Raw genomic sequence first — 25,947 nt, 5'->3', positions numbered from 1 at the left:
GCACTGGCATGAGCATAGTATCAAAGTGCCCTATTCGCGCGCGGCCATGGCGGGTTTCGGCCCACTGAGCGTCCCACAAGGTAACACCGACGACGACACTTGGGTGGGGGCGCGCGGTGAAAGCCAAAGAAGAGGTTTCCTTGGGCGAAAAAAATGGACCTCGGGTTTAGCAAGGCCACTCAAACGAGTGTCCTCACCTGAGCCTACGATTTCAGGTTTTTAACGCTGGCAAACGTCAACTCCCCCCGTGCCTGCTCCAAGGTGTTCATCGGCATGGACACCGGCACGACCTGAAGGATCGGTTTCAGCACGCTGGCTCGCTCACTGGACGTCACCAGACGCTCATCACTGGGCGGCACGCCAAAGTACTCCCGATAGCATTTGGAGAAGTGCGGCGTGGACACAAACCCACAGAGCAAGGCCAGTTCCACGATCGAGATGGGCGTTTGCTTGAGCAATTGGCGCGCGCGAATCAGCCGCAATCGAAGGTAGTACCGCGAGGGTGAACAGTGCAGATACTTCTGGAACATTCGCTCAAGCTGTCGGCGCGACAAGGCCACATACTCCGCCAGTTGATCCAGGTTGATCGGCTCTTCCAGGTTGGCCTCCATCAGCGTGACGACTTCCTGCAACTTCGGTTGCTGGGTGCCCAGCATATGCTTGAGGGGCACGCGCTGGTGGTCTTGCTCATTGCGCATGCGCTCGTACACAAACATGTCCGAAATCGCCGCCGACAGCTCGTGCCCATGATCATGACCAATCAGATGCAGCATCATATCCATCGGCGCGGTGCCTCCCGAGCTGGTGAGGCGATCCCTGTCGAGGGTGAACACGCTGGCACTGAGGGTCACCCGTGGGAAGGCTTCCTGCATGGCCGCCAACCACTCCCAATGCACACTGCATTCAAATCCGTCGAGCAACCCCGCGCGAGCCAACACCCAACTGCCGGTACAAATACCGCCCAGGCGCTTCGAATAACGCGCCTGGGTGCGCAGCCACTTCACGAGCTCGCCGGTCACCGTGTTCTGAATGCTCGTACCGCCGCACACCAACACGATATCGGCAGCGGGCGCACTGCCTGCCGAACAGTCAGGTGTGATGGGCATGCCATCGCTGGCCCATACGGGATTACCGTCGACACTTGCGGTGTGCCAACGATAAAGCTCCTGACCCGACAGCTGGTTGGCCATGCGTAGCGGCTCGACCGCAGACGCCAAGGAGATCAGGGTGAACTGGTCCAGCAGCAAGAAAACCAGACGGGTAACAGGCCGGGTGTTCATGGGCGCGAAGCGACGGGCATCGGCTTCTGCGCGCTGTCGGGTTGCCGTGCCGTGATGACACCGACCAGGGAAATCAACAAGGCCAACCCGATGGTCGAAGACACCTCAAAGCGATGCTCAGGCGTCAACAGCATCACCGTCAATGCGGTGCAAATGAAGGCGATGACCAACCAGGTCAACCAGGGAAACAGCCACATTTTGAACGTCAGCGTGACGTTGCGGCGTTGCAGGACCTTGCGCATGCGCAGTTGTGAAACCGCGATCACCAAGTACACCAGCAAGGCGATGGCACCCGAGCTGGCCAGTAGAAACTGGAACAGCCCCGCAGGCATGAAGTAGCTGAGCAAGGTCACGCCAGCCCCCAGTACCGTACTGGCGATGACTGCGGCCCTTGGCACGCTCGCTGCCGATGTCTTTTTCATCAGCGTGGGCGCATCGCCCCGCTTGCCCAGGGAGTACAACATGCGCGAAGCAATGTAGATGGACGAGTTCATGCAACTGGCGACGGCGATCAACACCACCACGTCCACCAGTAGCTTGGCATGGGGAATGTTCATCAACTCCAGTGCGCGCTGATAAGAACCGACCGACGCCAACAGCGGGTCATTCCAAGGCACAACGGAAATAACCACAAAGATCGACAGCACGTAAAACACCCCGATGCGCCACATCACCGAACGCGTGGCCCGGGCGATATTCTGCGCTGGGTTATTGGACTCTGCGGCCGCAATGGTGACGGCTTCCGTGCCGATAAAGCTGAACATGATGGTAATGAATGCCCCGACCACCGCAGACAAGCCATTCGGTGCGAACCCGCCGTGCTCTTCCATCAGTCGACTCAAGCCGCTGGCCTCCCGCTCCGGGATCCAGCCCATCAATACCGCGCCCCCCAGACCGATGAAACCAATGATCGCCACCACCTTGGCCATGGCAAACCAGAACTCGAACTCGCCGTACTTGGAGACGCTGAACAAATTGGTGACCACCAACAAAAAGATCGACAACAAGGCAAACAGCCAAGCGTCGATCTGCGGGAACCACTGGTTCAGGATATGCCCGGCGGCCAGCGCTTCGATGGGAATCACCAGCACCCAGAACCACCAGTACAGCCAGCCGATCGTAAACCCGGCCCAGCGCCCGATGGCTTGGTCGGCGTAGGTTGAGAAAGAGCCGGTGTCCGGGTTGGCCACCGCCATCTCCCCCAACATACGCATGACCAGCACCACCAACAGTCCGGAAAACAGATACGCCAGCATCACTGCCGGCCCCGCCGCCGCAATGGCATGCCCGGAGCCGACAAACAATCCCGCACCGATAATGCCTGCGATGGAGAGCATGGTGACATGACGCGGCTTGAAGCCCTGCGCAAGCTGGCCGTTTGAATCCTTGGAACTCAGGCTATTCATCGTTGTTTTTATTCTCTGTGATCGACGCCAGGACGCACTGACTGAAGGGTCAGGTGATCATCTTTTTTTAATGACGGGTCACAGTACGCGGCATTCCCGCCGCGAAAATAGCCTCACAACGGCACACAAGCGCCTGATATCGACATGGGCCAAAGCAGCTTATCCGCCTTGCAGAGCCCCGCTCGCCCCCCCAATCCTCAAGCTGCGGGATGCCCAACCCAACAGAATGGGCCAGGTTCAGGAGGCTTGGGATGCCTCGCCCAAGCGGTGATGCGGTGAAGCTGAACCGGCCCGCCGAGAAAATCAGGATCGTAGGCCCCATGGAAGTAAACGTCTGGCAAATTAACTGAGTCGGTATTCAATCTAACAGCGAAGCGTTCTTGAGCAGATCGGATAACCAAGGCTGCCTGATTAAGTTTATTTACGTCAGGTCGATAGTCTAGATACCTAGATCATTCCCTCGTAGTCAGGAAGCTCATATGCACCTAAGAAACCTCAACGTAGCTCCACGAGCCTCCTTGTTTTTCGCGTCGATTATTGTATTGGTCTTTGTGCTCGGCGCAGTCGCCGCCTTGCAGATGGGAAAGCTACGGGACGCCGAAAAAGACGTCGAAACCAATTGGCTTCCAAGTATCCGACAAACGGCGTTGATGAATGTCGGCGTAATGCGGCTCAGACTTGAAACCCAGCGCGCACTTGCTGACCCTCAAACACTTCAATCGACCGTCGCGTCCTTCGCAGGCTACCGGAAGGCTTTCACGGATGCGGTGCTGAATTATGAACCTCTGATCGCTAGCAACGAGGAACGCACGCGTTATCTAGTGGTGAGAGCGTCCGCCGATGCATACACCAAACAGTTGGATATCCTTGAACCATTGATGGCGCGCGGTGACATACCTGCCGCCGTCAACTTAGTGAGTACAGGTATCCGGCCGTTGACGAATAGGATGGAGGGTGAGATCAAAGCCCTGACTGACTTCAACAACAATGGCGCAACAGAGGCTGGGCAATACGCTACCAATACTTACTCCGACGGCATCTGGGTAATCATTGGCCTTATCTCAGTTGTCGTAGTCCTGACTGTTGCGTTGGCAACACTCCTGACCAAGAGTATTACGAGCCCGATCGGCGCCGCGCTATCGGTGGCCGAACGTATTGCAGGTAGTGATCTTTCCAAAGAAGTGCAAGTCAGCGGGAGGGATGAAGCCGGACGTCTGTTAAAAGCGCTGGCCCAGATGCAAGAGAACCTACGCAGAACCATCATGCAAATCGGCGATTCATCGACACAGCTGGCCTCAGCCGCAGAGGAAATGACAGCAGTCACTGAGGAATCCAGTCGAGGTCTCATCTCCCAAAATGATGAGGTCAACCAAGCTGCCACTGCGGTAACTGAGATGAGTGCGGCGGTTGATGAGGTGGCCCGTAATGCGGAGTCGGCCTCGGAAGAGTCACGTCGCACCCAGGGCTTTACTGAGACCGGTTTGGAGCGAGTCTCTCAAACGTTGAAGTCGATTCAAAAACTCAGCGGCAATGTTGAAGCCACGAGTGACAAGATTCAGGTTTTGTCAGAGCGAGCTCAAAGCATCAACAAAGTCGTCGAAGTGATTCGTGCAATCGCTGAGCAAACGAACCTCCTGGCGTTGAACGCAGCGATTGAAGCTGCCAGGGCTGGTGAGCAAGGCCGCGGTTTTGCAGTCGTTGCTGACGAGGTCCGAGCGTTGGCGCACAGAACGCAGGCTTCCACTCAAGAGATCGAACAGATGATCTCTGCAATGCAGAGCGATTCAGCTGAAGCAGTGGAAGCCATGAGTAAAAGCAAAGAGCTGGCAACCCAATCCCTCGATGTGGCACAGGAGGCCAGCAGTTCGCTGGATCAAATCGCCAAGGCTATCACGCAGATTAATGAGCGAAATATGTTGATCGCAACCGCGTCTGAAGAACAAGCCCACGTTGCCCGGGAAGTTGATCGTAATCTCGTGAGCATTCGAGAGCTTGCCGTGCAGAGCTCTGCCGGCGCCAGTCAAACAGCCAGCGCATGCGGGGAAATGTCAAAGCTGGCGGTTGATCTTAATAAGATGGTGAATCGCTTCGTTGTTTGAAAACAACTACGCGGTACGCGTTATCCAAGCCCGACGGGATGAGGAGTCTCAAACGGATCGCGCAACATTGGGGATAACGGTCAGACTGGCGCGAGCGTTTCACTATCAAGCGGTGACTCCGCTCCATAACTCGCCAACAGACGTGGTTATCGGGTAGTGAGGCGCTATCTGCGCCTACAACAACTCGGCGGTGGCCAGTGCATCGGTTAATGCATGGTGAGCGTGATAAGCCGGAAGGCCAAGGCGCGCTCGGCTATCCTGGAAGGACCCAGCAACAATACAAATTCGAGTCTGTCGTAATGTTGTACTTAATACTGTAATTGTTGCTACTGGTTTCCAGTGGTTTTCCGCAGAAACGAAAAAAGACGCCTAAGCGTCTATTTCATAAAGACCAGGCAAAAAAAAGCCACTCGTTAGAGTGGCTTTTTCTTTGTGTTTGGAGCGGGAAACGAGACGCACACTGGGTGGTTTATTCGTTGATTTAAATGAATTTTATGTTATTGCGGCGATGCAAAAATACTTGATCTTGTACTTGTTTTACGGGGATGACAATCCAGATTTTACGAGCGGTTATTGAGTGTGGGGCTAGACATTCAATCTCTCACTGCGAGGCGTTGAGGCTTTTTTTCGTTAGGGCCTGCCTAGCACAACAGCATCACTCCAGATTAAAAATAATACGGTTTATCAATGGCTTGAATCGACCTGTTAGCGATGATTTGAAAGTTTTACGTCAAAAGTTTTAATAGCGCGGTGATTTGTCGCACCCTAGACTTCTTCTCGAAACATCTTGAATCACCCCCGTTCGTTCTCCCCACGCCGCCCATGTTCGTGTGATTGCCGCTGGCTTCAAGCCTTGCGGGCGCTGCCGTGTGCGCACGGGAAACGCGCCAGACTCTCAAAGGAACCCTCATGCAGCGCAGAGACTTTTTATCGTCGGCCATCGCGCTGGCGGCTGCGTCGACATTACCCGTTGCCCGCGCCGAAGAAATCACCGGAGGCCAACCCTGGGAACCGGGCACGGATAGCCTGCCGACCTTACCCACTGTACGTCAGGGCGGTCTGGCGTTTTTCAATCAACATGAATTTCAGACCACCGAAGCGATTGCCGAACGGTTGATCCCAACAGACGAGCTGTCTATCGGAGGCAAGGAAGCCGGTTGCGCGACGTTTATCGACCGCCAATTGGCCGGTGACTACGGCAAAGGTGCCACGCTTTATCGGCTGGGACGTTTCGTCAAAGGTACGTTCGAGCAAGGCACTCAGTCAGCACTCACCCCCGCCGACCGCTGGCGCAAGGGGCTGGTGGCGATTGACGAATACAGCCAGGCGCAGTTCGGCAAACCCTTCCTGCAACTGCAAGGCGAGCAACAGGACCAGGTGCTGCGCAGCTTCGAAAAAAACGCGGTCAAGGTTGGTTCCGAGTTTGACGACGGCGCCAAGGAGATCTTCGAACAGGTGCTGGCCAACGTGCGTGAAGGCTTCTTGTCTGACCCGATCTACGGCGGCAACAAAGGCATGGCGAGCTGGAAAATGCTTGGTTTCCCCGGCGCACGCTATGACTTCCGTGACGTTATTGCCAAGAAGGGCCAGAAGCTCAACATCATCCCCACCAGCCTGATCGATAACACGCTCTGATCCCCTAGAACACTTGAGTGATGAGGCCTTGCCATCATCGCCGACTGACCGTGATTCGCTGTAACGAAGAGGAATTCCTGAATGGCCAATGTACGCCCCAAAGTCGACGCAGTGATTGTCGGCCTCGGCTGGTGCGGCTCGCTGATTGCCGAAGAACTGACCCGCGCCGGGCTGAATGTCATCGCGATCGAGCGTGGTCCGTGGTTTGAAACCGCCACTGATTTTCCGCCCTCGGTAGACACCGACGAACTGCGCTGGGACACCCGCCGCAGCATGCTGCTGCCGCCAGCCATCGAGACCACTACGTTCCGCAACAACCGTTCGCAAACTGCCCTGCCGACCCGCGACTGGAGCATGAACGAGTTGGGCTACAACGTCGGCGGCTCAGGTACGCACTGGGCCGGCATGGCGTGGCGCTTCCTGCCGTTCGACTTCGAGCCTTACAGCTTTACCCTCAAGCGCTACGGCAAGCAGCAGATTGAAAAAGGCCTGATCGTGCAGGACTGGGGCGTCACCTATGACGACCTGGAGCCCTTCTACGAGCGCTTCGAACGCATTGCCGGCGTATCGGGCAAGGCCGGCATGTTGAATGGCGAGAAGATCGACGGCGCGAATATCTTCGAAGGCAACCGCAAGAGTGAATTCCCGCTGCCGCCACTGGCCACCACTCGGCTGACGGACCTGTTCACCGAAGGCACCCAAAAACTTGGCCTGCACCCGTTCATGGTGCCAGCTGGCCAGGCCTCCCAGGCCTACACCAACCCTCTCGGTGTGCGCATGGGGCCGTGCACCTACTGCGGTTACTGCCTGTATTACGGCTGCGGCAACTTTTCCAAGTCGAGCCCCAATGCCTGCGTGATTCCTGCACTGATGCAACGCAGCAACTTTACCGTGCTGACCGAGTCGGCCGTGCTGCGCGCCAACCTCGCCGCAGACGGCAAGACCGCCACCGGCGTGAGCTACCTTGACCGCAATAAGATGGAATGGGAGCAACCCGCGGACATCGTGATTTTTTCGGCCTTCCAGATGCAGAACGTGCGCTTGCTGCTGCTCTCTAAAATCGGCAAGCCCTATAACCCCGAAACTCGCTCAGGAGTCGTGGGCCGAGCCTACAGTTTCCAGACCGTGTCCGGGGCCAATCTGTTTTTCGAGGACGAACAGCTCAATCAGTACATTGGCGCAGGCGCCCTCTCTGCGCAGGTAGATGACTATAACGGCGACAACTTCGACCACACGGGCAAGAACTTTATCGGCGGGGCCGGCATCCTCGTGGTCGCCCGTGGCGCACGCCCGATCGGTAACGCCGATGCCGTACCACCGGGCACGCCACGCTGGGGCAGCGAATGGAAAAAGGCCTATAACCATGCCTTCCAGAACGGCACTTTCATCTTCAACCAGGGCACCAGTTTCTCCCACGACGAGTGCTATCTGGATCTGGACCCGGAATACACCGACGCCAACGGCGATCCGTTGATTCGAGTGACCTTCGACTACAACGAAAACGACCGGCGCATGGCCCGGTTCACCGAAGAAAAAGCTGTAGAAATCGGCAAGGCCATGGGCGCGAAAATCGTCAATGGCTTTGATGCTGCCGCCGTCAACTATGGGCCTTACTTGCCCTCCAGCGACCACACCATCGGCGGCGCGGTCATGGGCCTGGACCCGAAAACCAGCGTACTCAACCGCTATCAGCAGAGCTGGGATGTGCACAACGTATTTGTGCTGGGCGCCTCGTCGTTCCCCAACAACGCCGGCTACAACCCCACCTCGACCATCGGTGCTCTGAGCCTGTGGACTGCCAAGGCGATCATCGATCAATACCTGGCCAAACCCGGCCCACTGGTGGAGATGCCAGCATGAACCCGCGTCTTCGCATGGCCCTGACAGCCACTGCCGTGTTGTCCCTGGGCTCGGCCATTGGCCTGTACGGTGCATTCAGCGTTGCCGATGCAGCGGACAGCATTGCCCAGCCAGGGCAACAGGCCGACCACAGTGCCGGAATCAAGGCGCCAAGCACCCAGCAACAGGAAGACCTCGCCGTAGCGCGTGGCCGTTACGTGGCCATCGCCGGGGACTGCGCGGCCTGCCATACCGATCCCCGTCATGGAAAACCTTTTGCTGGAGGCTACGCACTGGAAACGCCGTTCGGCAAGTTGCTCGCCAGCAACATCACCTCCGACAAAAATACCGGCATTGGTGCCTGGACCGAGCAGGAGTTCACCCGTGCGGTGCGTGAAGGCAAAGGCCGGCATGGCGAGAACCTCTACCCGGCGATGCCCTATAACGCCTACGTCAAAGTCAGCGACCAGGATATGCATGACCTCTGGGCCTACATGCAAACGGTGCCGGCGGTGAATAACGAAGTCGTGTCCAATCAACTGCCCTTCCCGTTCAACATCCGCCTGATGATGATGGGCTGGAACCTGCTGTTCTTTGATAACACCACGTTCAAACCGGTGGCAGGCGCTACCGAGCAGGTCAACCGCGGCGCCTACCTGGTCGACGGCCTAGGGCACTGTGCTGCTTGCCATACGCCGAAGAATTTCCTCGGCGGTGACAAGAGTGGCGCGTACCTGCAAGGCGGCGAACTGGCCGGCTGGCATGCACCGGAAATTACCGGCAACCCCTACGTGGGTATCGGCGGCTGGAGCGATGCGCAACTGGTGCAATACCTAAAGACCGGCAGCAACCACGTGGCCGTAGCGTCCGGGCCGATGGCCGAAGCGGTCACCAACTCGACCCAGCACATGCGCGACGAAGACCTGTACGCCATCGCCGCTTATCTCAAGACCCTACCCGGTTCGGATACCCGCAGCCCGCGGGCGCTCAAGGCGAGTACCCCATTGATGCAACAAGGCGCCAACGTGTACTCGGCTAATTGCTCGGCGTGCCACAACAGCGATGGCAAGGGGATCAATCAACTGGCGTCGAGCCTGGCCGATAACCCCGGTATCCAGGCTGAGAATGCGCGAAGCTTGATCACCACGGTGCTGGAAGGCGGCCGCGGCGCGGTGACCCTCGACAATCCCACCAGCGGCGCAATGCCCAGCTTTGCATGGAAGCTGTCGGACCAACAGATCGCGGCAACACTCTCCTACCTCCGCAACAGCTGGGGTAATGCCGCGCCGGAGGTGACCGCCAATCAAGTTGCCGAGGTACGCAAGGCGCGCAAATTGCCGGCGCAATTGAGCGTGGACGGTACCTCTCACTGACGCCGTATAGGGCCTGCCGGTACACTCACAGGCCCACCCCTCACAGGAAGCGTGCTTAGCATGAGCAGCACACTCAAGCGTCACGGTCTGTTGAAGGTCGCAGAATTGGCGGGCGTCAGCCTGAGCACCGTAGACCGAGTGCTCAATGACCGTGGCAAGGTGTCCGATGTTAAACGGCGCAAGGTCCTGACCGTGGCACGCGCCCTGAGCATCCGCCCGGGCCTGCCTGCGCCATTTACCGGCCCGATGATTGTCGATGTGTTGCTGAGCGACAGCGCCACCGACCATTTCAAGCGTCTGGCTGCAGCCTTCGAACGCCAAGCCCAACGCCTCAGCGCCCACCTTACCCTGCGTCATCAACGCTGGGCGGAGGGCTCACCGCAGCAACTGCTCGACGCCCTGCGCAAACCGCGCTCACGTCGCCACGGCATGATCGTGATCGCCCCCGATACACCCACCGTGCACCAGGCATTAAACGCCATCGTGCAGGGCGGCACGCCCACCGTTTTACTCACCAGCAACCTCACCGATGTGCAAGGTGCTGTGTATGTCGGCATCGACAACCATGCCGCCGGGCGCAGCGCCGGACGGTTGATGAGTCAGTGGGTCGGCCAGCGGCCGGGGGTGGTACTGCTGGTTGTCAACTCACTGGATTTTTTTGCTCACCAGGAGCGGGCCAAAGGCTTTATCGACGTGATGGCGCAACATGCACCCGACACGCGCGTCATAGGCCCAATCGAGTGCTTCGACAACGATGAACTCACCCGCACAGCCGTCGCGCAATGCCTTGCAGATCAACCTTTGGCGGGACTATACGACACCGGCAGCGGATCGTTGGGGATCCAGGCGGCCCTCGCCCAGGCAGATGCACACCCCGTGTGGATCGGTCATGAGGCCAGCGCATTGCATGCAAGCCTGCTGCGCCAGGGTGTGATGTCGCTGGTGCTGGACCAAGACCCGGAAGGCCAGGTGCAAGCCTGTATCGATTACCTGCTGCATCAGCAGGGGATAATTGATACGCCACCCGTACTGCCGCTGGTGATGAAGATCGTCATCGACGAAAACCTCTGACCTCCCAATGCGCGTTATGCCATCAGCTTTAGCCAATGCGCCACTCCCCAACCAACCAATAACATTGACACATTGTAATACAATTAATTAGAGTGGTTTGCGCACTCACTGGCTACGCGCGGCGTTTGCTTTTATGGGGTGATTGGCTCCATTCACGCACTCAGCGGCGACCCACGTGGCGATAACGTGCGAAATCATTCACCTTATAAAACAAGAAGAACGTGATGAAAAATAAGCGCATTGCAATCGGTAAAAAGACACTTGGGTTGGGCTTGTGCATGGCGGTTGCGCTATGCGGCGCAGGCTGGGTCAACGCCCAAACACCCTCCTCTTCACCCGCTCAGCATCGGCCTGCGATGGCTCCGCTGCCGATCGTAAAAACCTTGCGCGTCTACGTGCTCGATTGTGGACAGCTGATATACAACCACCCGGAATCGTACAACCTGACGCGTGAAGAAGTGGTCGATACCAACATGCCCGTCACCTGCTACCTGGTCATGCACCCCAAAGGCGTTTTGTTGTTCGACACCGGGCTGTCTGACCGTTTGATCGGACGACCGGTGTATGAAAATGCCATTGATGGATATGGACAAATCGTTACCAAGACACTGCTCAGCCAGTTGGCCGACATTGGGGTCGCACCAACGGACATCAACTACCTCGCGCTTTCACATTCGCATTTCGATCACGTGGGTAACATCAGCGAATTCCCGACCGCAACGTGGCTGACCTCCAAAGCCGAGCAGGATTTCATGTTCACTGCACAGGCCACCCCGGAAAACGCGGCGTCTTTCGCCTCACTCAAACAAAACCCCCAACAACTGTTCAAAGGCGATCACGATGTCTTCGGCGATGGCTCAGTCATTTTGAAACAAACCCCGGGGCATACCCCCGGCCATCAATCGCTGTACGTGAAGCTCAAGCAATACGGCGGGGTCTTGATTTCCGGCGACCTTTACCACTACCCCGAAGAACGTACGAAGAACCGCATGCCGGACAAGGAAAAGCACGCCGGCACGCCTGAATCGCGACAAGCCATGGAAGATTTCCTCAAGCAGACCCACTCGCAATTGTGGATCGGTCACAGCACTGAGTTCGTGCGGAATGCGCTGAAATCGCCGGCCTGGTATGAGTAAGCAATAGCGTCACACAACGAGGGCCAATGCAGGCACTGGCCCTCATCCTGCGCGCTTGTCAGGTACGGAAACGCCGGACCAGGCTGTCCAGCTCCGCAGACAACCCGGCCAAACCCGATGAATTCAAACGCGCCGATTCAGCCAACTCTGCGACACGTTGCGCATCGCCATGGATCTGGCTGATATGCAGATTGATGCCTTCGGCGACTTGATGCTGCTCCTCAGCTGCCGTGGCGATTTGAGTGTTCATGTCTCGAATCACATCTACAGAATCGCGAATCAGGCCGAAGCTGGTACGCGCCACGCCGATTCGACTAACCGACTGTTGCGAGACATCCAGACTGGCACGCATTTGGTGCGTGACAAGGCCCGTACGCTTGGCCAAGGTGCCCAGCAGCCCGTCGATCTCGGCGGTGGAGTCCGCCGTGCGTTTGGCCAGCGCCCGGACCTCATCGGCGACCACGGCAAACCCACGGCCCTGCTCGCCAGCGCGTGCAGCCTCAATGGCGGCGTTCAGTGCCAGCAGGTTGGTTTGCTCGGCGATTGAGCGAATGGTGCCGAGGATCGACTGGATATCGTTACTGTCACGTTCCAGTTGTTGCATCGACTCGGCGGACTTCTCGATTTCATGACTCAGTTGGTCAACGCTGCTGACCGCCGCATCAATCTGCTGCTGACCCTCGCGTGCTTTTGTCCAGCCGCTGTCGGCTGACTCGGCAGCTTGACTGCAGGCACGCGCAATCTCGTTGGCGGTGGCCACCATTTCATGGAAGGCGGTCGAAACCATATCCACGGCCTCACGCTGGCGCCCTGCAACCTCAGCCATGTCGCTGGATACCTGCGTGGCAGCGTTGGATGTGGTCAGAATGTTATGTGCAGCCTGGCCGATGCTGCTGATCATGCTGCGGATCGCCGCCAGGAATTGGTTGAACCAGTTGGCCAACTGCGCCGTTTCATCTTTGCCGCGCACGTGAAGGCTTTGCGTCAGATCGCCGTCGCCTTCGGCGATGCCTTGCAAGCCGCTGGCGACGCTGCGGATCGGTCTTACGATCAAGCCTGCGAAGCTCGCGCCCACCAGGGCAAATACCAGCGCCAGCACGCCCGCAATGATCGCAATCACCCACGCCAAGTGGGTCGCAGAGCTCATCACCTCCTGCTGTTTGATCAGGCCCACAAAGCTCCAACCCAATTGGCTGGAGGGCCAGACGTTGGCCATATAACGTTCACCGTTGAGCTCAACTTCAAACGCGCTTTTCCGGGCGTTGGCCAACTGTTCATAGCCGCCGCCGATCTCTGTAAGCGTCTTGAAGTTATGCGCAGGTTGCTGAGGGTCAACCAACACCTTGCCGTCGCGCTCGACCAGCATCAGGTAACCACTCTCGCCGAGTTTGATGTGTTTGATGATTTCGGTGAGTTGCTGCAACGACACATCGATACTGATCACGCCGCTGTTGCTACCCAGTTGGGTATCGATGCTGCGCACAACGCTGACATACACCGCATCTTTAGGCGCGTAGTAGTAAGCATCGGTACGCAGGGTCTTGCCTGGACTGCTCAACGCAGACTTATACCAAGGCCGCTCGCGGGGGTCGTAATTGGCCCGGTTCGGGTTGTCGGGCCAGGACACAAAACCGCCGGTGCTGTTACCGAAAATGATGTTGGAATACGCCGAATGGCTATTGGCCAAGTGCGCATAAAAATCAAAGATCTGCTTATCCAGCGCGCCTTGCGCAATGCTGGGAGCGTTGGCGCCACTGTAGTTTTTCAGGCTGCCGTCAGCGTTGCGCAATAACGGCTGAGAGGCGAGGTAGTCGACGTTCTGGCGAATACTTTCGAAGTACAACTGCATCGCCGTTTCAACCTGGCGTATTTCCCGGTTACTGCCCTCGATAAAATCATCGCGGGCGGCGTTGCGCAAATCCATGACCACCAGTGTCGCAATCAGGCAGACAGGCAAGCAGGCGATCACAACAAACGCCCAGGTCAACTTCTGTTTGACGTTCATCTGCACTCCAGAATGTTATCGAGTCATTTTTATAAGAGGATTGCGTAGAACGAGGTGGCCTTGAGTCAGGCGGCGACTTGGTTACGCGCGGGTTGGACAGTAGCGAGCAGCCGCCAGGAATAAAAACAATAAGATTTACTGGTTCATATAAATAATATTGATCAGACACCGACAGCCAAGCCCGTCAGGAATCACCGATATGTGGGGTGCTCATGGAGCACGCAGATCGAGCCTTCCGACGCGCCAGCAAGCGGTGAATAGCGATTCATCACCAAGGGATCATGCCCCGGGACAATATGATGCTCGGAATCGGCCAACGATCTGATTCGGGCCCAGCCACTGCGCATATCGTCCACATTGAAGACGATCGGGAATGGACGGTCCTCGATAAAATTGCGGTAGTAGTGGCTGGCATCGGAGGCCAGTACCACCCAGCCTCGGCGGGTAAAAATGCGCACCACTTGCAAACCCATGGTATGCCCTCCCACCAGGTGCACGGAAAGGCCGGGCGTCAACGTGGCGTCACCGTCATGGAACTGCACACGCCCGCGGTAGACCTCGCGGACCATCCCGACCACATTCTCGACGTCATAGGCCTCGTGTGCACACGTGTGCGCCATGTGCCGTCCGGTTGCGAACAGCATCTCATGGTCTTGAAGATGATAAGTGGCCGATGGGAACAGGTCGAAGTTGCCCACATGATCGTAATGCAGGTGGGTAATGATCACGTTGTCGACAGCGGCCGCATCAATACCGAGCATCCGCAACGATTCAGCCGGGCAACGAATGAAGTCTCGCCCACGCTGGCGGGCCGTGGCCTGGTTGAAGCCGGTATCAATCACCCAAGTGCCGGTGCTGTTGGTCGCGACCCAGATAAAGTAATCCATGGGCATCGGCCCATCGTGCGGGTCGCCGCCGAGGAAGTTCGAGGAGGCGGTGCGCCGATGCTCGGCATATTTCACCGCGAACACGTCAAAAGGCTCAATCGCGGGGGCGATGTTCATGGTTCGGATACCCAGCAGTTGGACGAAGAGCCGGGACGTAGCGGTGACGCCCCGGACGGTAGCGCGCAGCTTGTCGACTAGCCGTGAGCATCGATGATGCGGTACATCTCAGTGTGATCGGTCTGAGGCGTGGTGCTTTGCGCCGCTTCCTGCCAGACGGCCAGGCACTCATGGCCGAGCTTCATCTGCTGACCCATCTGCTCTGCAAGGGTGACGGCGATTTTCAGGTCCTTGACCATCAGTTGCAATGCGAAGCCCGATGCGTAAGTGCCGCTGAGCATGAACTGGTTGACCTTGTTGGCCGTGGTGAAGTTACCGCCGGAAGCATTATTGAGCACGCTGGTCATCACTGCCGGATCTACACCGAATTTCTCACCCACATGCAGCGCCTCAACGGTGGCCAACAACCCGGTGGCAGACACAAAGTTGTTCAACGCCTTGACCGCATGACCTGCACCATTTGGACCAACGTGGGTTGAGCTGCCCATGACGTCCAGCAGCTCGCGGTGTTGCTGGAGCACGTTGACATCCCCGCCCACCATGATTTGCAGCGTCCCGGAAATAGCGCGTTTCACGCCACCGGAAACCGGCGCATCAAGGAAACACAGCGACAGCTCATTCAGTTGTTTGCCCAGCGCTTGGGTTTCGAGCGGTTCCGAGGAACTCATGTCGATCACGCAGGCGCCCTGCGCCAGGCGTTTGGCGACACCATAGTCGCCCACAAGCACCTGATTGACGATGCGGGAGTTGGGCAACATGGTGATGACGATACGGACATCGGCAAGTGTCTGCGCACTTTCAAGGCGACGGGCGCCCACTTCTGCACACAGATCACTGACAGCCTGGTCGTTGGTGTCGCTCACCAACAAAGGGTATCCCGCCTTGGCAATAAGACTTGCCATCGGGCGCCCCATCATCCCCAGCCCGATGAAGAGGACTGTAGGGCGAGTGCCTTGGTTATCGTCGTTCATAGCGTATCTCGATGGTTAATTGTTTTTTTGGCCAAGGTGCTCAGATACCCCGGGCGCTTTGTGAGAACACCTTAAGTATTGTAATACAATATGTCAATAATTCAGACCAATTACGACTTGCTGCCTGAACCCCCTGTATTGTTGAAGCTGTAATATTGTAATACAGTGATACGACTAAATCGCTGAACGCGCCCTCATAAAAACAATTGATTTAAAGGAAATCCCCATGCAAATCAGAGCTGCCGTGTTGGACCAGATGGGTTTGCCGGCTCCATTTGCCCAAAGCCGACCTTTGCGCATCGATACGATTGAGCTACGAGATCCGGGACCCGGCGAGGTATTGATCAAGATCGCCGCAGCCGGCATCTGCCATTCCGATCTGTCCGTGATCGAAGGCGTGCGACCACGTCCGCTGCCGATGGTAATCGGGCATGAAGCCGCGGGTGTGGTCATCGCGGTCGGGCCTTATGTCGACGACTTGGTTGTGGGTGATCATGTCGTGACTGTGTTCGTCGCCTCCTGTGGCCATTGTGTTGAATGTTCGGGTGGGCGCCCTGCCCTTTGCGGCCCCGGTGCGGTGGCGGGCGCGGCTGGCACGCTGTTGCGCGGTGATCGACGCCTGCAGCGCGGGGAACAAGTCCTCAATCATCATTCGGGCATCTCCGCATTCGCCGAATACGCCGTGGTTTCGACACGCTCTCTGGTGCGCGTGGCCCGAGATATTCCCTTGGAACATGCGGCACTGTTTGGCTGCGCCGTCTTGACCGGCGTTGGCGCAGCGACCAATACCGCCAGTATAAAACTGGGCTCGACCGTCGCAATCGTCGGCATGGGTGGCGTAGGCCTGGCGGCGCAGCTAGGCGCGCTAGCGGCGGGCGCAAGCCAAGTGATCGCCATCGATACCAATGCGGAAAAACTGGCGATGGCCAAATCGTTGGGGGCGCAGCATATGTTTAATGCAGCCGACCCTGACCTGGTCGAAGCCATCCGCGACCTGACCGGCGGAGGTGTTGATGTGGCGCTGGAGTTCGCGGGGGCATCCGCTGCGTTGCAAACGGCCTGGAAAGTCGGCAAGCGCGGCAGCGAGGTCGTCACCGCCGGCCTGGCTCGACCGGACGCGACATTCGAGGTGCCGATGGTCGGCCTGGTGGCTGACGAGCGCACCTTGCGCGGCAGCTACATGGGCAGCAGCGTGCCCAGTCGCGACATCCCGCGCTACCTGGAATTATTCCGTCTCGGTCGCCTGCCGATCGACAAGCTGGTGACGCACCGATTGACCCTGGATGAGATCAATGTCGGCATGGATCGCCTGCGTGACGGTGAAGCCGTTCGCCAGATCATCACGTTCGATTGAGCAGGAGTGTCGCCATGTACCCTACAGACAAGTTCTACATTGATGGGCAATGGGTCGAGCCGATGGGCAAGGCCACGTTTACCCTGATCAATCCGGCTGACGAGCAAGCCTATGGTGAACTGGCCATGGGCAACGCCGACGATGTGGAGCGCGCAGTACACGCTGCACGCCGGGCGTTCGCGGACTATTCACGCTGGACACCGGGGCAGCGCATCGATTTGCTTGAGCGGGTATTGAGCATCTATAAGCGTCGATACGAAGAGTTTGCCCAGGCGATGACCCTGGAAATGGGCGCGCCGATTGCCTTCTCCCGGGCGGCCCAGGCGGCACGGGGCTCGCTGCATATCGAGGAAATCATTCGTGTGCTGCGCAGTTTCGAGTTCGACGAGCTGCAGGGCACGACCCAGATACGTCGCGAAGCGATCGGCGTATGCGGGTTGATCACTCCGTGGAATTGGCCGATCAACCAGATCGTGGTGAAAATCGCCCCGGCGCTGGCGGCCGGCTGCACGATCGTCCTCAAGCCCAGCGAATTCTCTGCGCTCTCAGCCTTGCTGTTTGCCGAGGTGCTGGACGAAGCGGGCGTACCGCCAGGGGTCTTCAACCTGGTCAATGGCGACGGACCCAACGTGGGCCACGCTATCAGTGCGCACCCGGACATCGACATGGTGTCTTTCACCGGCTCTACCCAGGCCGGTATTCGCGTGGCGAAAACCGCCGCCGACACGGTCAAACGCGTCGCTCAGGAGCTGGGGGGCAAGTCGGCCAATATAGTGCTGGGCGATGCTGATTTCAGCCAAGCAGTCTCCAAGGGTATCGCCGCGTGCTTCACCAACAGCGGGCAATCCTGCTCGATCCCGACTCGCATGCTGGTGCCGGCGGAACGCATGGCCGACGTAGTGCAAATCGCTCGGATCGAGGTGGCGAAGTACCGTGTCGGTGATCCGCAGGATGAAAATACCCAGCTGGGGCCGCTGGTCAACAGGGCTCAGTTCGAACGCGTACAAACCCTTGTGCAACGCGGCATTGACGAAGGCGCTGAGTTGGTCTGCGGTGGCGTCGGCCGTCCCGAGGGCCTGCAACAGGGCTATTACGTCCAGCCCACGGTGTTCGCCAACGTAACCCCGCACATGACCATTGCCCAAGAGGAAATCTTCGGCCCGGTGTTGTCGATCATTGCCTATCACAACGAGTCAGAAGCCATCGCAATCGCGAACGGCACGCCTTACGGCTTGGCGGCCTACGTGCAATCCGCTGATCTGAACCACGCCCGCGATATGGCCGGGCACCTGCGTGCTGGCCAGGTTCACCTGAACTATCCGCCGGCCGATATCGGCGCGCCCTTCGGCGGCTTCAAACAGTCCGGCAATGGCCGAGAGTGGGGGGCGCACGGACTGATGGAGTACTTGGAAACCAAGGCCATCGTCGGCTTTTCGCTTGCCAACTGAACACACCAATAAAAACAATACAGGTTGTGAAAAAATGAAAACGACTGCTGAGTCGGTGGACTTGAAATCCACCCAAGGTGTAGACCGCTCTACGCTCAAAGTAATCGCTGCCGCGTCCCTGGGCACCGTGTTCGAATGGTACGAATTCACCCTGTATGGCGCGCTGGCGTCGGTGATCGCGCTTAATTTCTTCTCCGGCCTGGACACCGCCACCGGGTTTATCTTCGCGTTGCTGACCTTTGCGGTCGGCTTTGTGATGCGACCGGTTGGGGCAGTGGTATTCGGGCGTATCGGCGACCGTATCGGGCGCAAAAAGACCTTCCTCATTACCATTGTGATCATGGGTATTTCTACGGTGGCGGTGGGCCTGCTGCCCACCTATGAATACGCCGGGATCCTGGCCCCCAGTCTGTTGATCGCACTGCGGATGCTGCAAGGCCTTGCGCTGGGCGGTGAGTATGGCGGAGCGGCGACCTACGTCTCCGAACACTCGACCAATCGCCAGCGCGGCCTCAATACGGCGTGGATCTCGGCCACCGGCACCCTGGGGCTGCTGCTGGCTTTCGGTGTGATCCTGGCGTGCCGTTACATCAGCGGCGACGACTTTAATACCTGGGGCTGGCGCATCCCGTTCCTGTTCTCGCTGGTACTGCTGGGCATCTCGATATCCGTGCGCATGGGCATGGAAGAGTCGCCGGCGTTCAAGAAAATGAAAGCCGAGAAACGCCTGTCGAAATCACCGCTGCGCGAAACCTTTCTGGACAAGGCCAACCTGCGCCGCCTGGTAATCGCCTTGTTCGGCATTTGTGGCGGCATGACCTGCGCTTACTACATCGCAGTGCTGTACCCCACGTTCTTCATGACCCAGAACCTCAAGGTCGATCCCCAGCAAGCCAACACCACGCTGACGCTGGCATTGATGACTGCACTGCCTATGTTTTTGCTGGCCGGCTGGCTGTGTGATCGCCTCGGACGCAAACCCGTCCTGTTGGCGGGTTTCCTGATGTCGGCACTGTCCATCTTCCCTATCTACAAAGGCGTGGCGCTCTACGCCAACCCTGACTTGATGGCCGCTGAACAGCGCACGCCGGTGACGTTGGTCACCGACACTTCCCAATGCTCATTCATGTTCAATCCGACCGGTACCCGGACCTTCAGCAGCCCGTGCGACGTCGCCAAGCAGGCCCTCTCCGCAACCGGCATCAGCTACGAAACCCAATCACTGCCTGGCCAAGCCCACGCGGTGATCAAAGTGGGTTCGGCACAGCTGGTCTCTGAAGGCACCGTAGGCCTCGACGCAGCGGTCGCCAAGGACCGCATGGGTGCGCTGAAAACCTCGTTGCAGAGCCAATTGGACCAGGCGGGATACCCCCTCAAAGCCGACCCGGAGAAGTTCCAGCGCGGCAAAGTTTTCCTGCTGTTGATGGCGTTGGTGTTTTGCGGCGTGATCTCGCTGACGCCGGTCGCGCCCATGCTGGTGGAAATGTTCCCGGCGCGTATTCGTTATACGTCCATGTCGTTCCCCTACCACTTTGCCAGCGGCTGGATCGGCGGACTGTTGCCCACCATCGCCTTCGCCCTTTCAGCACAGATGGGCAATATCTACTTCGGCCTGTGGTATCCGGTGGCATGGATCGGCGTGTCGTTTGTGGTCGGCCTGTTTTTCCTGCGCGAGACGCGCGATATCGACATCAATCTCTAACCTCCCCTCCCCTGAGCCAGGTGAAACCATGAGCAATAACGAACTGTTTGATAAAGGCTTCGAGAATCGCAAAGCCGTACTGGGTGCCGCCCACGTTGAGAAGTCCTGGTCGTCGGCAGACGATTTCAATAAACCCATGCAAGCCTTGGTGACCGAGTATTGCTGGGGTGCCGTGTGGGGTGACGAGACCTTGCCGTTCAAAACCCGCAGCCTGCTCAACATCGGCATGCTGACGGCCATGAACCAGCACCATGAGCTGGGCGTGCATGTGAAGGGCGCGCTGACCAATGGCGTGTCCGTCGAGGAGATTCGCGCAGCGTTGATGCAGGCTGCAATCTACGCGGGTGTGCCGAGCGCATTGGCGGCGTTCCGGGTCGCGACGGAAGCCATCAAGACCTGGAACACCGAGCACAGCCGTTAAACCTCGAACACCAAAACGCAGCCCTCGGGCTGCGTTTTTTGTTGTGATTACAGTGCCGCGATCTGTCGACAGCCATCAAACGACATCAATAACCACCTTCCCAACCATCTTGCCCGACTCCTGCAACGTATGCGCGGCGTGTGCGTCTGCCAGGGAGAAGCGCTGCTCATCCAGCAAAGGAACGAGCCTGCCTGCCTCGGCAAGGCGTGTGGCATGCCGCAGAATCTCACCGTGATGCGCACGCCCCTCCCCACTCAACATCGGCAACAATACGAATATCCCGGACACCGTCACGCACCGCAGCGAGCTTGGCGCCAGGTTATGAGTGCCGAACGCAAAGCAACTCAATACATGACCATAGGCGCGAGCGGCTACCAGCGAATCATCAAGGGTCTGACCGCCGACGGTATCGTAAACCAGATCGAAACCTGCCCCACCCGTATGCTGTTTTACATACTGCTCAACCGTACTGCTGCGGTAGTCGATGGCCGTTGCACCATAGGACTCAACAATTGCGCGCTTCTGGGATGATGCTGTGGCGAACACCTTGGCGCCATGAGCAACCGCGATTTGTACCGCCATGTGCCCTACTCCACCGGCGCCGCCTTGCACCAGCACAGACTGCCCCGATTGCAGGCCAGCACGGTCAATCAGCCCCTCCCACGCGGTCAGGAATACCAACGGTATCGCAGCGGCTTCGCGCATGCTGAGGTTACTCGGTTTGGGCGCCAGCAGGTCGGCATCGACGGCGGCGTACTCAGCCATGGAACCTTGCAGGCCACGTACGCCACCCGTCAGCCCATACACCGCGTCCCCAACCTTAAAGCCGGTGACACCCTCGCCCACGGCTTCCACCACGCCGGCGAGGTCAGTGCCGAGGATCGCGGGAAGTTCAGGCATCGCATAGGGCGCCTGCCCCTTGCGAATCATGAAATCAATCGGGTTGACCCCGCTTGCCGCTATCTTGACAAGTACTTGGCCGGCTCCAGCCAAAGGGCGATCAACCTGGGTCAGGGTGAACGTACCGTCGGCATAATCGCTCAACACCTGAGCCTGCATCTGTGTCTGTATGCTCATGACGCTCTCCTGTTTACAGCCTTGTAAAACGACAGTCTTTACCTTTGAGTAACAATGGTTGATGCAGCTTAGACACCTCGTGTCAACGCGGGAAATTGCGGCACGATGAACTCTGCCAATTCGTCCAGAACCTCCGGGGCCGAGCGCTGCCCATATTTGAGCTGGATCATCACGTGGTTAACCCCGAAGGATTGAAGGGTGTGCAGCATCTCCAGCAGTGCATTGCGGCCTAACCTGAAGCCTTGGTGAATAGGTGTGGGGGCAGTATCGGGGTCGAGGGTCAGGTCGATAAAGAGGGACTGACTGAATGGCTTGAAGGCATCGCCTGCCTGCTCGCGCACAGTCTCGTGCCAGAGGCGAACGATATCCCTTTGCTTATCCAAGGCGCGCGGGTAAGAGATCCAACCGTCGGCTTCCCTGGCGATCCACTGCAATGTCTGGCGACTACTGCCGGTGATAAGTAATGGAATGGATTGGCCTGAGGGTTTGGGCACCAGGTCTGCATGCCTCAGCTCGCCCTCGCTCCAGCGAATCGGTTCGAACTGAGTGCTGAGGGATTTGCGCATAACCTCCAGATGCTCGACGAATCGCTCCCCACGGCTGTGGGATTCCACATTGAAAGCAGGGTATTCCACCGGACGGTCGCCAGAAGCCACGCCGAGCAACAACCTGCCTCCGCTGAGTTGATCGATGCTCGCTGCAGCCTTGGCCAAATGGAGCGGATGACGAATGGGAACAACGATCGCGGCGGTTCCCAGTGCGATATCCCGGGTTTGCCCGGCAAGATAGCCCAGGTAAGTCCAGGGGTCGTAGATTTGCCCGACATCGCCAAACGTCGGATCGCGCAGCGGGACATCACGAAACCATAAGGAGGCAAAACCGGCCTTTTCCGCCTGCTGAGCCAACGCGACCTGGTTGCGCATTGTGGGCATATCGCCCTCGTAAGCCTCTATCGGAAAAAACAAACCGAGGGTCAGTTTCCCAGGCTGGAAGGTCCGACGAAAACCCGGTAACGCCTGGTACGGTGTACTGGACAACGAAAACATAAAAACTCCTTATTGATGATCGACGTGACGGGCCCAATGCGGGAATTTGCGCACGCGCTCGTCCATGCTGCGCAGGGCCTCCAGCGACTTGCGCAGCTTGGTAAAGGCATCGCCGCTTTCATCCCATCCTTGCCAACCGATATAGCCGTCGTAACCCAACCGCTTCAACAGCGCCATGACCGCAAAATTGTCCATTTCGCCCTGGTCGAGGGTTTCAATGGTCGCGGTCTGGCCCCAGCCCAGAGGGCTGCGGCGTGAACCTGAAAGATTCACTTGCTTGAGAAAAGGCAGCGCCCGCCTGAGCGTGGCGCCCAGCCGCTCGCCGTCGCCGGCGTACCAGTGGTAGCCGCAGAAAACGATCCCCAGATTGGGGTGATTGAGTCGCTCACAAATACGCAGGGCGTCGTCGTGCTTTTCGCTCCAGTGCAGTAAATGCGAGTAGATCAGGATGCGGATATTGCGCTGCTGCGCGATAGACAAGGCTTCGGCCAACCAGCGCACCACAGGCTCATCGCCCGCAGGATCCGAACGCGCGAAGTCCCCCGCGGTTTTAATCGCCAATTCAACGGTGGAGCCTGGCGGTGCCACTTTCAGCATCTGATAGATGCCCGCGTTCTGCTCCGCCTCTACGCCTAGGCGCAGGTTGAGCACCACATAGATGCCCGCTACCTCCAGGTCGTAACGCTCCTTGACGCTGCTCAATTGCTGGACAGCTGCCCAGTTGCGTCCCTCCCAGATTGAAAGATAGGTGGCGTCATAACCCACCGCCTTAGTCATCTCGCACCGGTCCTCAAAACTGTAGGTGCCCATGGAGCTGTAGAAACAGGTGTCCTGTGCGTAAAACTTTTGCGTCATGGTGCTCTCCAGCAGGCCGTCAGGCATTGATCGCAAAGCACCGTCGAACGTCCACTTCGCCTTCACCAACACCGACAGCAAATGTCTTGACACTAACTGTAGTGATCACTATAAAATACACATAATATGTAGCGGTCGCTACCTAAATAGCTTTCAGTGATGTGCCGGACGGGAAGCATTCCCACCGACCGAATGAATGGGATAGGCAACGTGATAGACCTCGCCGTACACCACATCGCGCAGTGGATCGAGATTATTCGCTCGCTAGACGTTGTCGGGATTGCGCTGTATGCCGCGATATTTGTGGTGGGCACGGTCGCCTTCGTACCCGCCTCGGTGCTCACGGCGCTCGCCGGTTTTTTGTACGGCCCGATGTGGGGAACGCTGCTCATCTCGCCCGCTGGTTTGCTGTCTGCAGCGGTCGCGTTCGCCTTGGGCAGATCGCTTCTGCGCCCTTGGGTCAAACGACGCCTGGTGAACAGCCCCACATCAGCGGCGGTCGACCGCGCAATCGAGTCTGGAGGTTTTCGAATTGTTTTCCTCTTGCGCCTGGCGTCCATCGTGCCGTTCGCTCCGCTGAGCTACGGACTCGGAGCCAGCCGAATCACCCGTCGAGAATTCCTCCTGGCGACCTGGATCGGCCTGCTCCCTGGAACATTTCTGTATGCGTATCTGGGCTCTCTGGCGGCTGATGTCACACAGATAATCAGTGGCGAGGTAACGACCAATCGCTCGACTCAAATGATGACTTGGGCGGGACTGGTCGTTGCATTGATCGCCTTACTGACCATCGCTCGATATGCACGCAAAGCAATCAACCAAGCCCTTCTTCAACCCTCTTCAAACTAGGAGTAACACCATGAGCAACCCAACTTACGTCGAAGACTACAACGCCATCGTCACGGTGCTGAACCACTACAACGAAGGTGGCAAGCAAGCCAAAAGCAGCATCATGAAACCTGCCTTCAGCGAGCAGGCCACCATCTTTGGTGTAGATGGCGAAGGCAAGCTGACCGGAGGCCCGATCCAAGGTCTGTTCGACATCATCGACAGCGCCTTCCGGCCGTCACCGGAAGCCAAAGGTGCCATCGTCAACGTCGATATCGTGGGCACCGCTGCCAGCGCACGTATCGATACCAATGACATCTCCGGCTTCTGCTTCACCGATTTCTTCAACCTGCTGAAGGTTGATGGAAAGTGGACCGTCATCAGCAAGATCTACCACACCCACGTTGCTCCTTAACCCACCCGCTTGAACCGCGCCCCATTGGCGCCAAAACCCTGCAAAGGAGTTTGACCATGAGCAAGAACATCAAGGCAGTACCCACCCAGGACTACAACGCCGTTGTCGCCGTGGCCCAGCAATACGCAGACGGCCTGCGTGCCGGCAGCCCGGAAGTGCTGGAGCAGGCCTTCCACAAGGAAGCGGTGATGTACGGCTTCACCAACGGCAAACTGCTGGGCGGCCCGATCAGCAATCTGTTCGACTTCGTCCGCACTAATGGCAAGGCCCCGGATATCAGCACTCGCCTGGACGTGCTGGCGATCACCCCAACCACCGCCGTGGTACGGGTGGACATGGAAAAGGACGCGATTGGCGCCGACTACAACGATTACCTGACACTGATCAAAATCGACGGCACCTGGAAGGTGATCGCCAAGGTTTATCACCAGTTCGAAGGCTGATCCGAGCGGCCTGAACGCAATGCTGTTTCTTAAGGTGATAAATCATGGCAAAAGTTGAATACAGCGCCGTTGTAGACGGCGGCGCCGAGCGCGTTTGGGATGTACTCAAGCGCTTCGGGAAAATCAGCCAGTGGCACCCGGCGATCCCGCAGAGCGTCATCGAAGACGGTCAGCCGGACGGTCTGGTCGGTTGCATCCGTCGGCTGACGTTGCAGGATGGCGCCATTCTGCGCGAGCAGTTGTTGTCGATAGACGCGGTAAATCTGCAGTTCTCCTACCGTTTCGTTGAAGCGCCACTGCCCGTCGACAACTACGTGTTGACCGTGCGCCTGATCCCGTTGACTGGCAAGGACGAAACCGTGATTCTGTGGTCTGCGACCTTCGATACGCGCGAGCCTGACCCAGAGGGGCAATGGACCTCGACCATCGAGTCGCTCATTGTCGGTGGTCATGAAAGCCTCCAGGTTTACCTGAACCAAACCGCCACCGCGTGAATGTGCCCTACCCCGCTCCAGCAATGGATGCGGGGTTCAATTTTT

The 25,947-nt window shown here is 58.0% G+C and carries 21 protein-coding genes and 3 pseudogenes; 14 read left to right on the top strand and 10 right to left on the bottom strand.

Annotation, left to right across the window (positions count from 1 at the left end; all coding sequences use genetic code 11):
* Positions 1–203 precede the first annotated feature (203 nt).
* A complete protein-coding gene (gene gbdR / locus AO064_RS04515) occupies positions 204–1,280 on the bottom strand; it encodes a choline metabolism transcriptional regulator GbdR (protein WP_064052556.1) in 1,077 nt (358 codons plus the stop codon).
* Positions 1,277–2,686, bottom strand: a complete 1,410-nt coding sequence (gabP, locus tag AO064_RS04510; RefSeq protein ID WP_064052555.1) for a GABA permease — start codon at positions 2,684–2,686, stop codon at positions 1,277–1,279. Before gabP ends, gbdR begins: the two co-directional genes overlap by 4 nt.
* 479 nt (positions 2,687–3,165) lie before the next feature.
* On the opposite strand from gabP, the gene AO064_RS04505 reads away from it, so the two are divergent.
* A complete protein-coding gene (locus AO064_RS04505; RefSeq protein WP_064052554.1) occupies positions 3,166–4,785 on the top strand; it encodes a methyl-accepting chemotaxis protein in 1,620 nt (539 codons plus the stop codon).
* Positions 4,786–4,959: 174 nt separating this feature from the next.
* On the opposite strand, the pseudogene AO064_RS31145 reads toward AO064_RS04505, so the two are convergent.
* Positions 4,960–5,043 (bottom strand): annotated as a pseudogene (locus AO064_RS31145) (3'-5' exonuclease); the annotation flags it as partial.
* A gap of 651 nt (positions 5,044–5,694) precedes the next feature.
* Here AO064_RS31145 and AO064_RS04500 point away from each other — a divergent pair.
* The 5 genes from AO064_RS04500 to AO064_RS04480 all read left to right on the top strand — a co-directional run bounded on the left by AO064_RS04500 (position 5,695) and on the right by AO064_RS04480 (position 11,839).
* Positions 5,695–6,420, top strand: coding sequence for a gluconate 2-dehydrogenase subunit 3 family protein (locus AO064_RS04500; protein ID WP_064052553.1), 726 nt, complete (start codon positions 5,695–5,697; stop codon positions 6,418–6,420).
* Positions 6,421–6,501: 81 nt separating this feature from the next.
* Positions 6,502–8,280, top strand: a complete 1,779-nt coding sequence (locus AO064_RS04495; RefSeq protein WP_064052552.1) for a GMC family oxidoreductase — start codon at positions 6,502–6,504, stop codon at positions 8,278–8,280.
* Positions 8,277–9,632, top strand: a complete 1,356-nt coding sequence (locus tag AO064_RS04490; protein WP_064052551.1) for a c-type cytochrome — start codon at positions 8,277–8,279, stop codon at positions 9,630–9,632. Before AO064_RS04495 ends, AO064_RS04490 begins: the two co-directional genes overlap by 4 nt.
* A gap of 60 nt (positions 9,633–9,692) precedes the next feature.
* The gene (locus tag AO064_RS04485) at positions 9,693–10,703 is read left to right on the top strand and encodes a LacI family DNA-binding transcriptional regulator (protein WP_064052550.1); all 1,011 of its coding nucleotides are present in this window, start codon (positions 9,693–9,695) and stop codon (positions 10,701–10,703) included.
* A 224-nt stretch (positions 10,704–10,927) separates the two neighbouring features.
* Positions 10,928–11,839, top strand: coding sequence for an N-acyl homoserine lactonase family protein (locus AO064_RS04480; protein ID WP_082893879.1), 912 nt, complete (start codon positions 10,928–10,930; stop codon positions 11,837–11,839).
* A 58-nt stretch (positions 11,840–11,897) separates the two neighbouring features.
* Here AO064_RS04480 and AO064_RS31655 read toward each other — a convergent pair.
* From AO064_RS31655 to AO064_RS04465, 4 genes and pseudogenes are all read right to left on the bottom strand, one after another.
* A pseudogene (locus AO064_RS31655) lies at positions 11,898–12,494 on the bottom strand (methyl-accepting chemotaxis protein); the annotation flags it as partial.
* Between the two features lie 261 nt (positions 12,495–12,755).
* Positions 12,756–13,688: pseudogene (locus tag AO064_RS31650) on the bottom strand (cache domain-containing protein); the annotation flags it as partial.
* A gap of 347 nt (positions 13,689–14,035) precedes the next feature.
* Positions 14,036–14,848: an N-acyl homoserine lactonase family protein gene (locus tag AO064_RS04470; protein ID WP_064052547.1), complete on the bottom strand. Its 813-nt coding sequence runs from the start codon at positions 14,846–14,848 to the stop codon at positions 14,036–14,038.
* A 77-nt stretch (positions 14,849–14,925) separates the two neighbouring features.
* The gene (locus AO064_RS04465; protein WP_064052546.1) at positions 14,926–15,819 is read right to left on the bottom strand and encodes an NAD(P)-dependent oxidoreductase; all 894 of its coding nucleotides are present in this window, start codon (positions 15,817–15,819) and stop codon (positions 14,926–14,928) included.
* A gap of 226 nt (positions 15,820–16,045) precedes the next feature.
* On the opposite strand from AO064_RS04465, the gene AO064_RS04460 reads away from it, so the two are divergent.
* Genes AO064_RS04460 through AO064_RS04445 form a run of 4 tightly spaced genes read left to right on the top strand, consistent with a single transcriptional unit; the run spans position 16,046 to position 20,744 of the window.
* Positions 16,046–17,173, top strand: a complete 1,128-nt coding sequence (locus AO064_RS04460) for a zinc-dependent alcohol dehydrogenase family protein (protein WP_064052545.1) — start codon at positions 16,046–16,048, stop codon at positions 17,171–17,173.
* A gap of 14 nt (positions 17,174–17,187) precedes the next feature.
* A complete protein-coding gene (locus AO064_RS04455; RefSeq protein WP_064052544.1) occupies positions 17,188–18,621 on the top strand; it encodes an aldehyde dehydrogenase family protein in 1,434 nt (477 codons plus the stop codon).
* Between the two features lie 34 nt (positions 18,622–18,655).
* Positions 18,656–20,323 carry an MFS transporter gene (locus AO064_RS04450; RefSeq protein ID WP_064052543.1) on the top strand — a complete coding sequence of 556 codons (1,668 nt, stop codon included), beginning with the start codon at positions 18,656–18,658 and terminating at the stop codon, positions 20,321–20,323.
* Between the two features lie 28 nt (positions 20,324–20,351).
* Entirely contained in the window at positions 20,352–20,744 is a 393-nt protein-coding gene (locus AO064_RS04445) for a carboxymuconolactone decarboxylase family protein (protein ID WP_064052542.1), read from the top strand.
* A gap of 75 nt (positions 20,745–20,819) precedes the next feature.
* Here the strand turns inward: AO064_RS04445 and AO064_RS04440 are convergent, their stop codons facing one another.
* From AO064_RS04440 to AO064_RS04430, 3 genes are all read right to left on the bottom strand, one after another.
* The gene (locus tag AO064_RS04440) at positions 20,820–21,821 is read right to left on the bottom strand and encodes a zinc-dependent alcohol dehydrogenase family protein (RefSeq protein ID WP_064052541.1); all 1,002 of its coding nucleotides are present in this window, start codon (positions 21,819–21,821) and stop codon (positions 20,820–20,822) included.
* Positions 21,822–21,889: 68 nt separating this feature from the next.
* Complete coding sequence (locus AO064_RS04435; protein ID WP_064052540.1) at positions 21,890–22,867, bottom strand: LLM class oxidoreductase; 978 nt, start codon at positions 22,865–22,867, stop codon at positions 21,890–21,892.
* 9 nt (positions 22,868–22,876) lie between these two features.
* Positions 22,877–23,749, bottom strand: a complete 873-nt coding sequence (locus AO064_RS04430) for a sugar phosphate isomerase/epimerase family protein (RefSeq protein ID WP_208602889.1) — start codon at positions 23,747–23,749, stop codon at positions 22,877–22,879.
* Between the two features lie 183 nt (positions 23,750–23,932).
* Here AO064_RS04430 and AO064_RS04425 point away from each other — a divergent pair, with 183 nt between their 5' ends.
* Genes AO064_RS04425 through AO064_RS04410 form a run of 4 tightly spaced genes read left to right on the top strand, consistent with a single transcriptional unit; the run spans position 23,933 to position 25,902 of the window.
* Positions 23,933–24,571 carry a TVP38/TMEM64 family protein gene (locus AO064_RS04425; protein WP_244159481.1) on the top strand — a complete coding sequence of 213 codons (639 nt, stop codon included), beginning with the start codon at positions 23,933–23,935 and terminating at the stop codon, positions 24,569–24,571.
* A gap of 10 nt (positions 24,572–24,581) precedes the next feature.
* Positions 24,582–24,965, top strand: a complete 384-nt coding sequence (locus AO064_RS04420; protein ID WP_064052538.1) for a nuclear transport factor 2 family protein — start codon at positions 24,582–24,584, stop codon at positions 24,963–24,965.
* A gap of 56 nt (positions 24,966–25,021) precedes the next feature.
* Positions 25,022–25,408, top strand: coding sequence for a nuclear transport factor 2 family protein (locus AO064_RS04415; protein WP_064052537.1), 387 nt, complete (start codon positions 25,022–25,024; stop codon positions 25,406–25,408).
* Between the two features lie 44 nt (positions 25,409–25,452).
* Entirely contained in the window at positions 25,453–25,902 is a 450-nt protein-coding gene (locus AO064_RS04410) for an SRPBCC family protein (protein WP_064052536.1), read from the top strand.
* Positions 25,903–25,947 lie beyond the last annotated feature (45 nt).

The organism is Pseudomonas marginalis (assembly GCF_001645105.1).
GTDB lineage: Bacteria > Pseudomonadota > Gammaproteobacteria > Pseudomonadales > Pseudomonadaceae > Aquipseudomonas > Aquipseudomonas petroselini.
This window is presented reverse-complemented; position numbering and strand designations above follow the sequence as displayed.

Excerpts from the sequence above, each read along its gene's own strand:
- AO064_RS04450 (WP_064052543.1), top strand. The coding sequence starts at position 18,656 with ATGAAAACGACTGCTGAGTCGGTGGACTTGAAATCCACCCAAGGTGTA.
- AO064_RS04430 (WP_208602889.1), bottom strand. The coding sequence starts at position 23,749 with ATGCCTGACGGCCTGCTGGAGAGCACCATGACGCAAAAGTTTTACGCA.
- AO064_RS04500 (WP_064052553.1), top strand. The coding sequence starts at position 5,695 with ATGCAGCGCAGAGACTTTTTATCGTCGGCCATCGCGCTGGCGGCTGCG.
- gabP (WP_064052555.1), bottom strand. The coding sequence starts at position 2,686 with ATGAATAGCCTGAGTTCCAAGGATTCAAACGGCCAGCTTGCGCAGGGC.
- AO064_RS04415 (WP_064052537.1), top strand. The coding sequence starts at position 25,022 with ATGAGCAAGAACATCAAGGCAGTACCCACCCAGGACTACAACGCCGTT.
- AO064_RS04445 (WP_064052542.1), top strand. The coding sequence starts at position 20,352 with ATGAGCAATAACGAACTGTTTGATAAAGGCTTCGAGAATCGCAAAGCC.
- AO064_RS04480 (WP_082893879.1), top strand. The coding sequence starts at position 10,928 with ATGAAAAATAAGCGCATTGCAATCGGTAAAAAGACACTTGGGTTGGGC.
- AO064_RS04485 (WP_064052550.1), top strand. The coding sequence starts at position 9,693 with ATGAGCAGCACACTCAAGCGTCACGGTCTGTTGAAGGTCGCAGAATTG.
- gbdR (WP_064052556.1), bottom strand. The coding sequence starts at position 1,280 with ATGAACACCCGGCCTGTTACCCGTCTGGTTTTCTTGCTGCTGGACCAG.
- AO064_RS04435 (WP_064052540.1), bottom strand. The coding sequence starts at position 22,867 with ATGTTTTCGTTGTCCAGTACACCGTACCAGGCGTTACCGGGTTTTCGT.
- AO064_RS04505 (WP_064052554.1), top strand. The coding sequence starts at position 3,166 with ATGCACCTAAGAAACCTCAACGTAGCTCCACGAGCCTCCTTGTTTTTC.
- AO064_RS04420 (WP_064052538.1), top strand. The coding sequence starts at position 24,582 with ATGAGCAACCCAACTTACGTCGAAGACTACAACGCCATCGTCACGGTG.
- AO064_RS04410 (WP_064052536.1), top strand. The coding sequence starts at position 25,453 with ATGGCAAAAGTTGAATACAGCGCCGTTGTAGACGGCGGCGCCGAGCGC.
- AO064_RS04490 (WP_064052551.1), top strand. The coding sequence starts at position 8,277 with ATGAACCCGCGTCTTCGCATGGCCCTGACAGCCACTGCCGTGTTGTCC.
- AO064_RS04455 (WP_064052544.1), top strand. The coding sequence starts at position 17,188 with ATGTACCCTACAGACAAGTTCTACATTGATGGGCAATGGGTCGAGCCG.
- AO064_RS04470 (WP_064052547.1), bottom strand. The coding sequence starts at position 14,848 with ATGAACATCGCCCCCGCGATTGAGCCTTTTGACGTGTTCGCGGTGAAA.
- AO064_RS04465 (WP_064052546.1), bottom strand. The coding sequence starts at position 15,819 with ATGAACGACGATAACCAAGGCACTCGCCCTACAGTCCTCTTCATCGGG.
- AO064_RS04460 (WP_064052545.1), top strand. The coding sequence starts at position 16,046 with ATGCAAATCAGAGCTGCCGTGTTGGACCAGATGGGTTTGCCGGCTCCA.
- AO064_RS04440 (WP_064052541.1), bottom strand. The coding sequence starts at position 21,821 with ATGAGCATACAGACACAGATGCAGGCTCAGGTGTTGAGCGATTATGCC.
- AO064_RS04495 (WP_064052552.1), top strand. The coding sequence starts at position 6,502 with ATGGCCAATGTACGCCCCAAAGTCGACGCAGTGATTGTCGGCCTCGGC.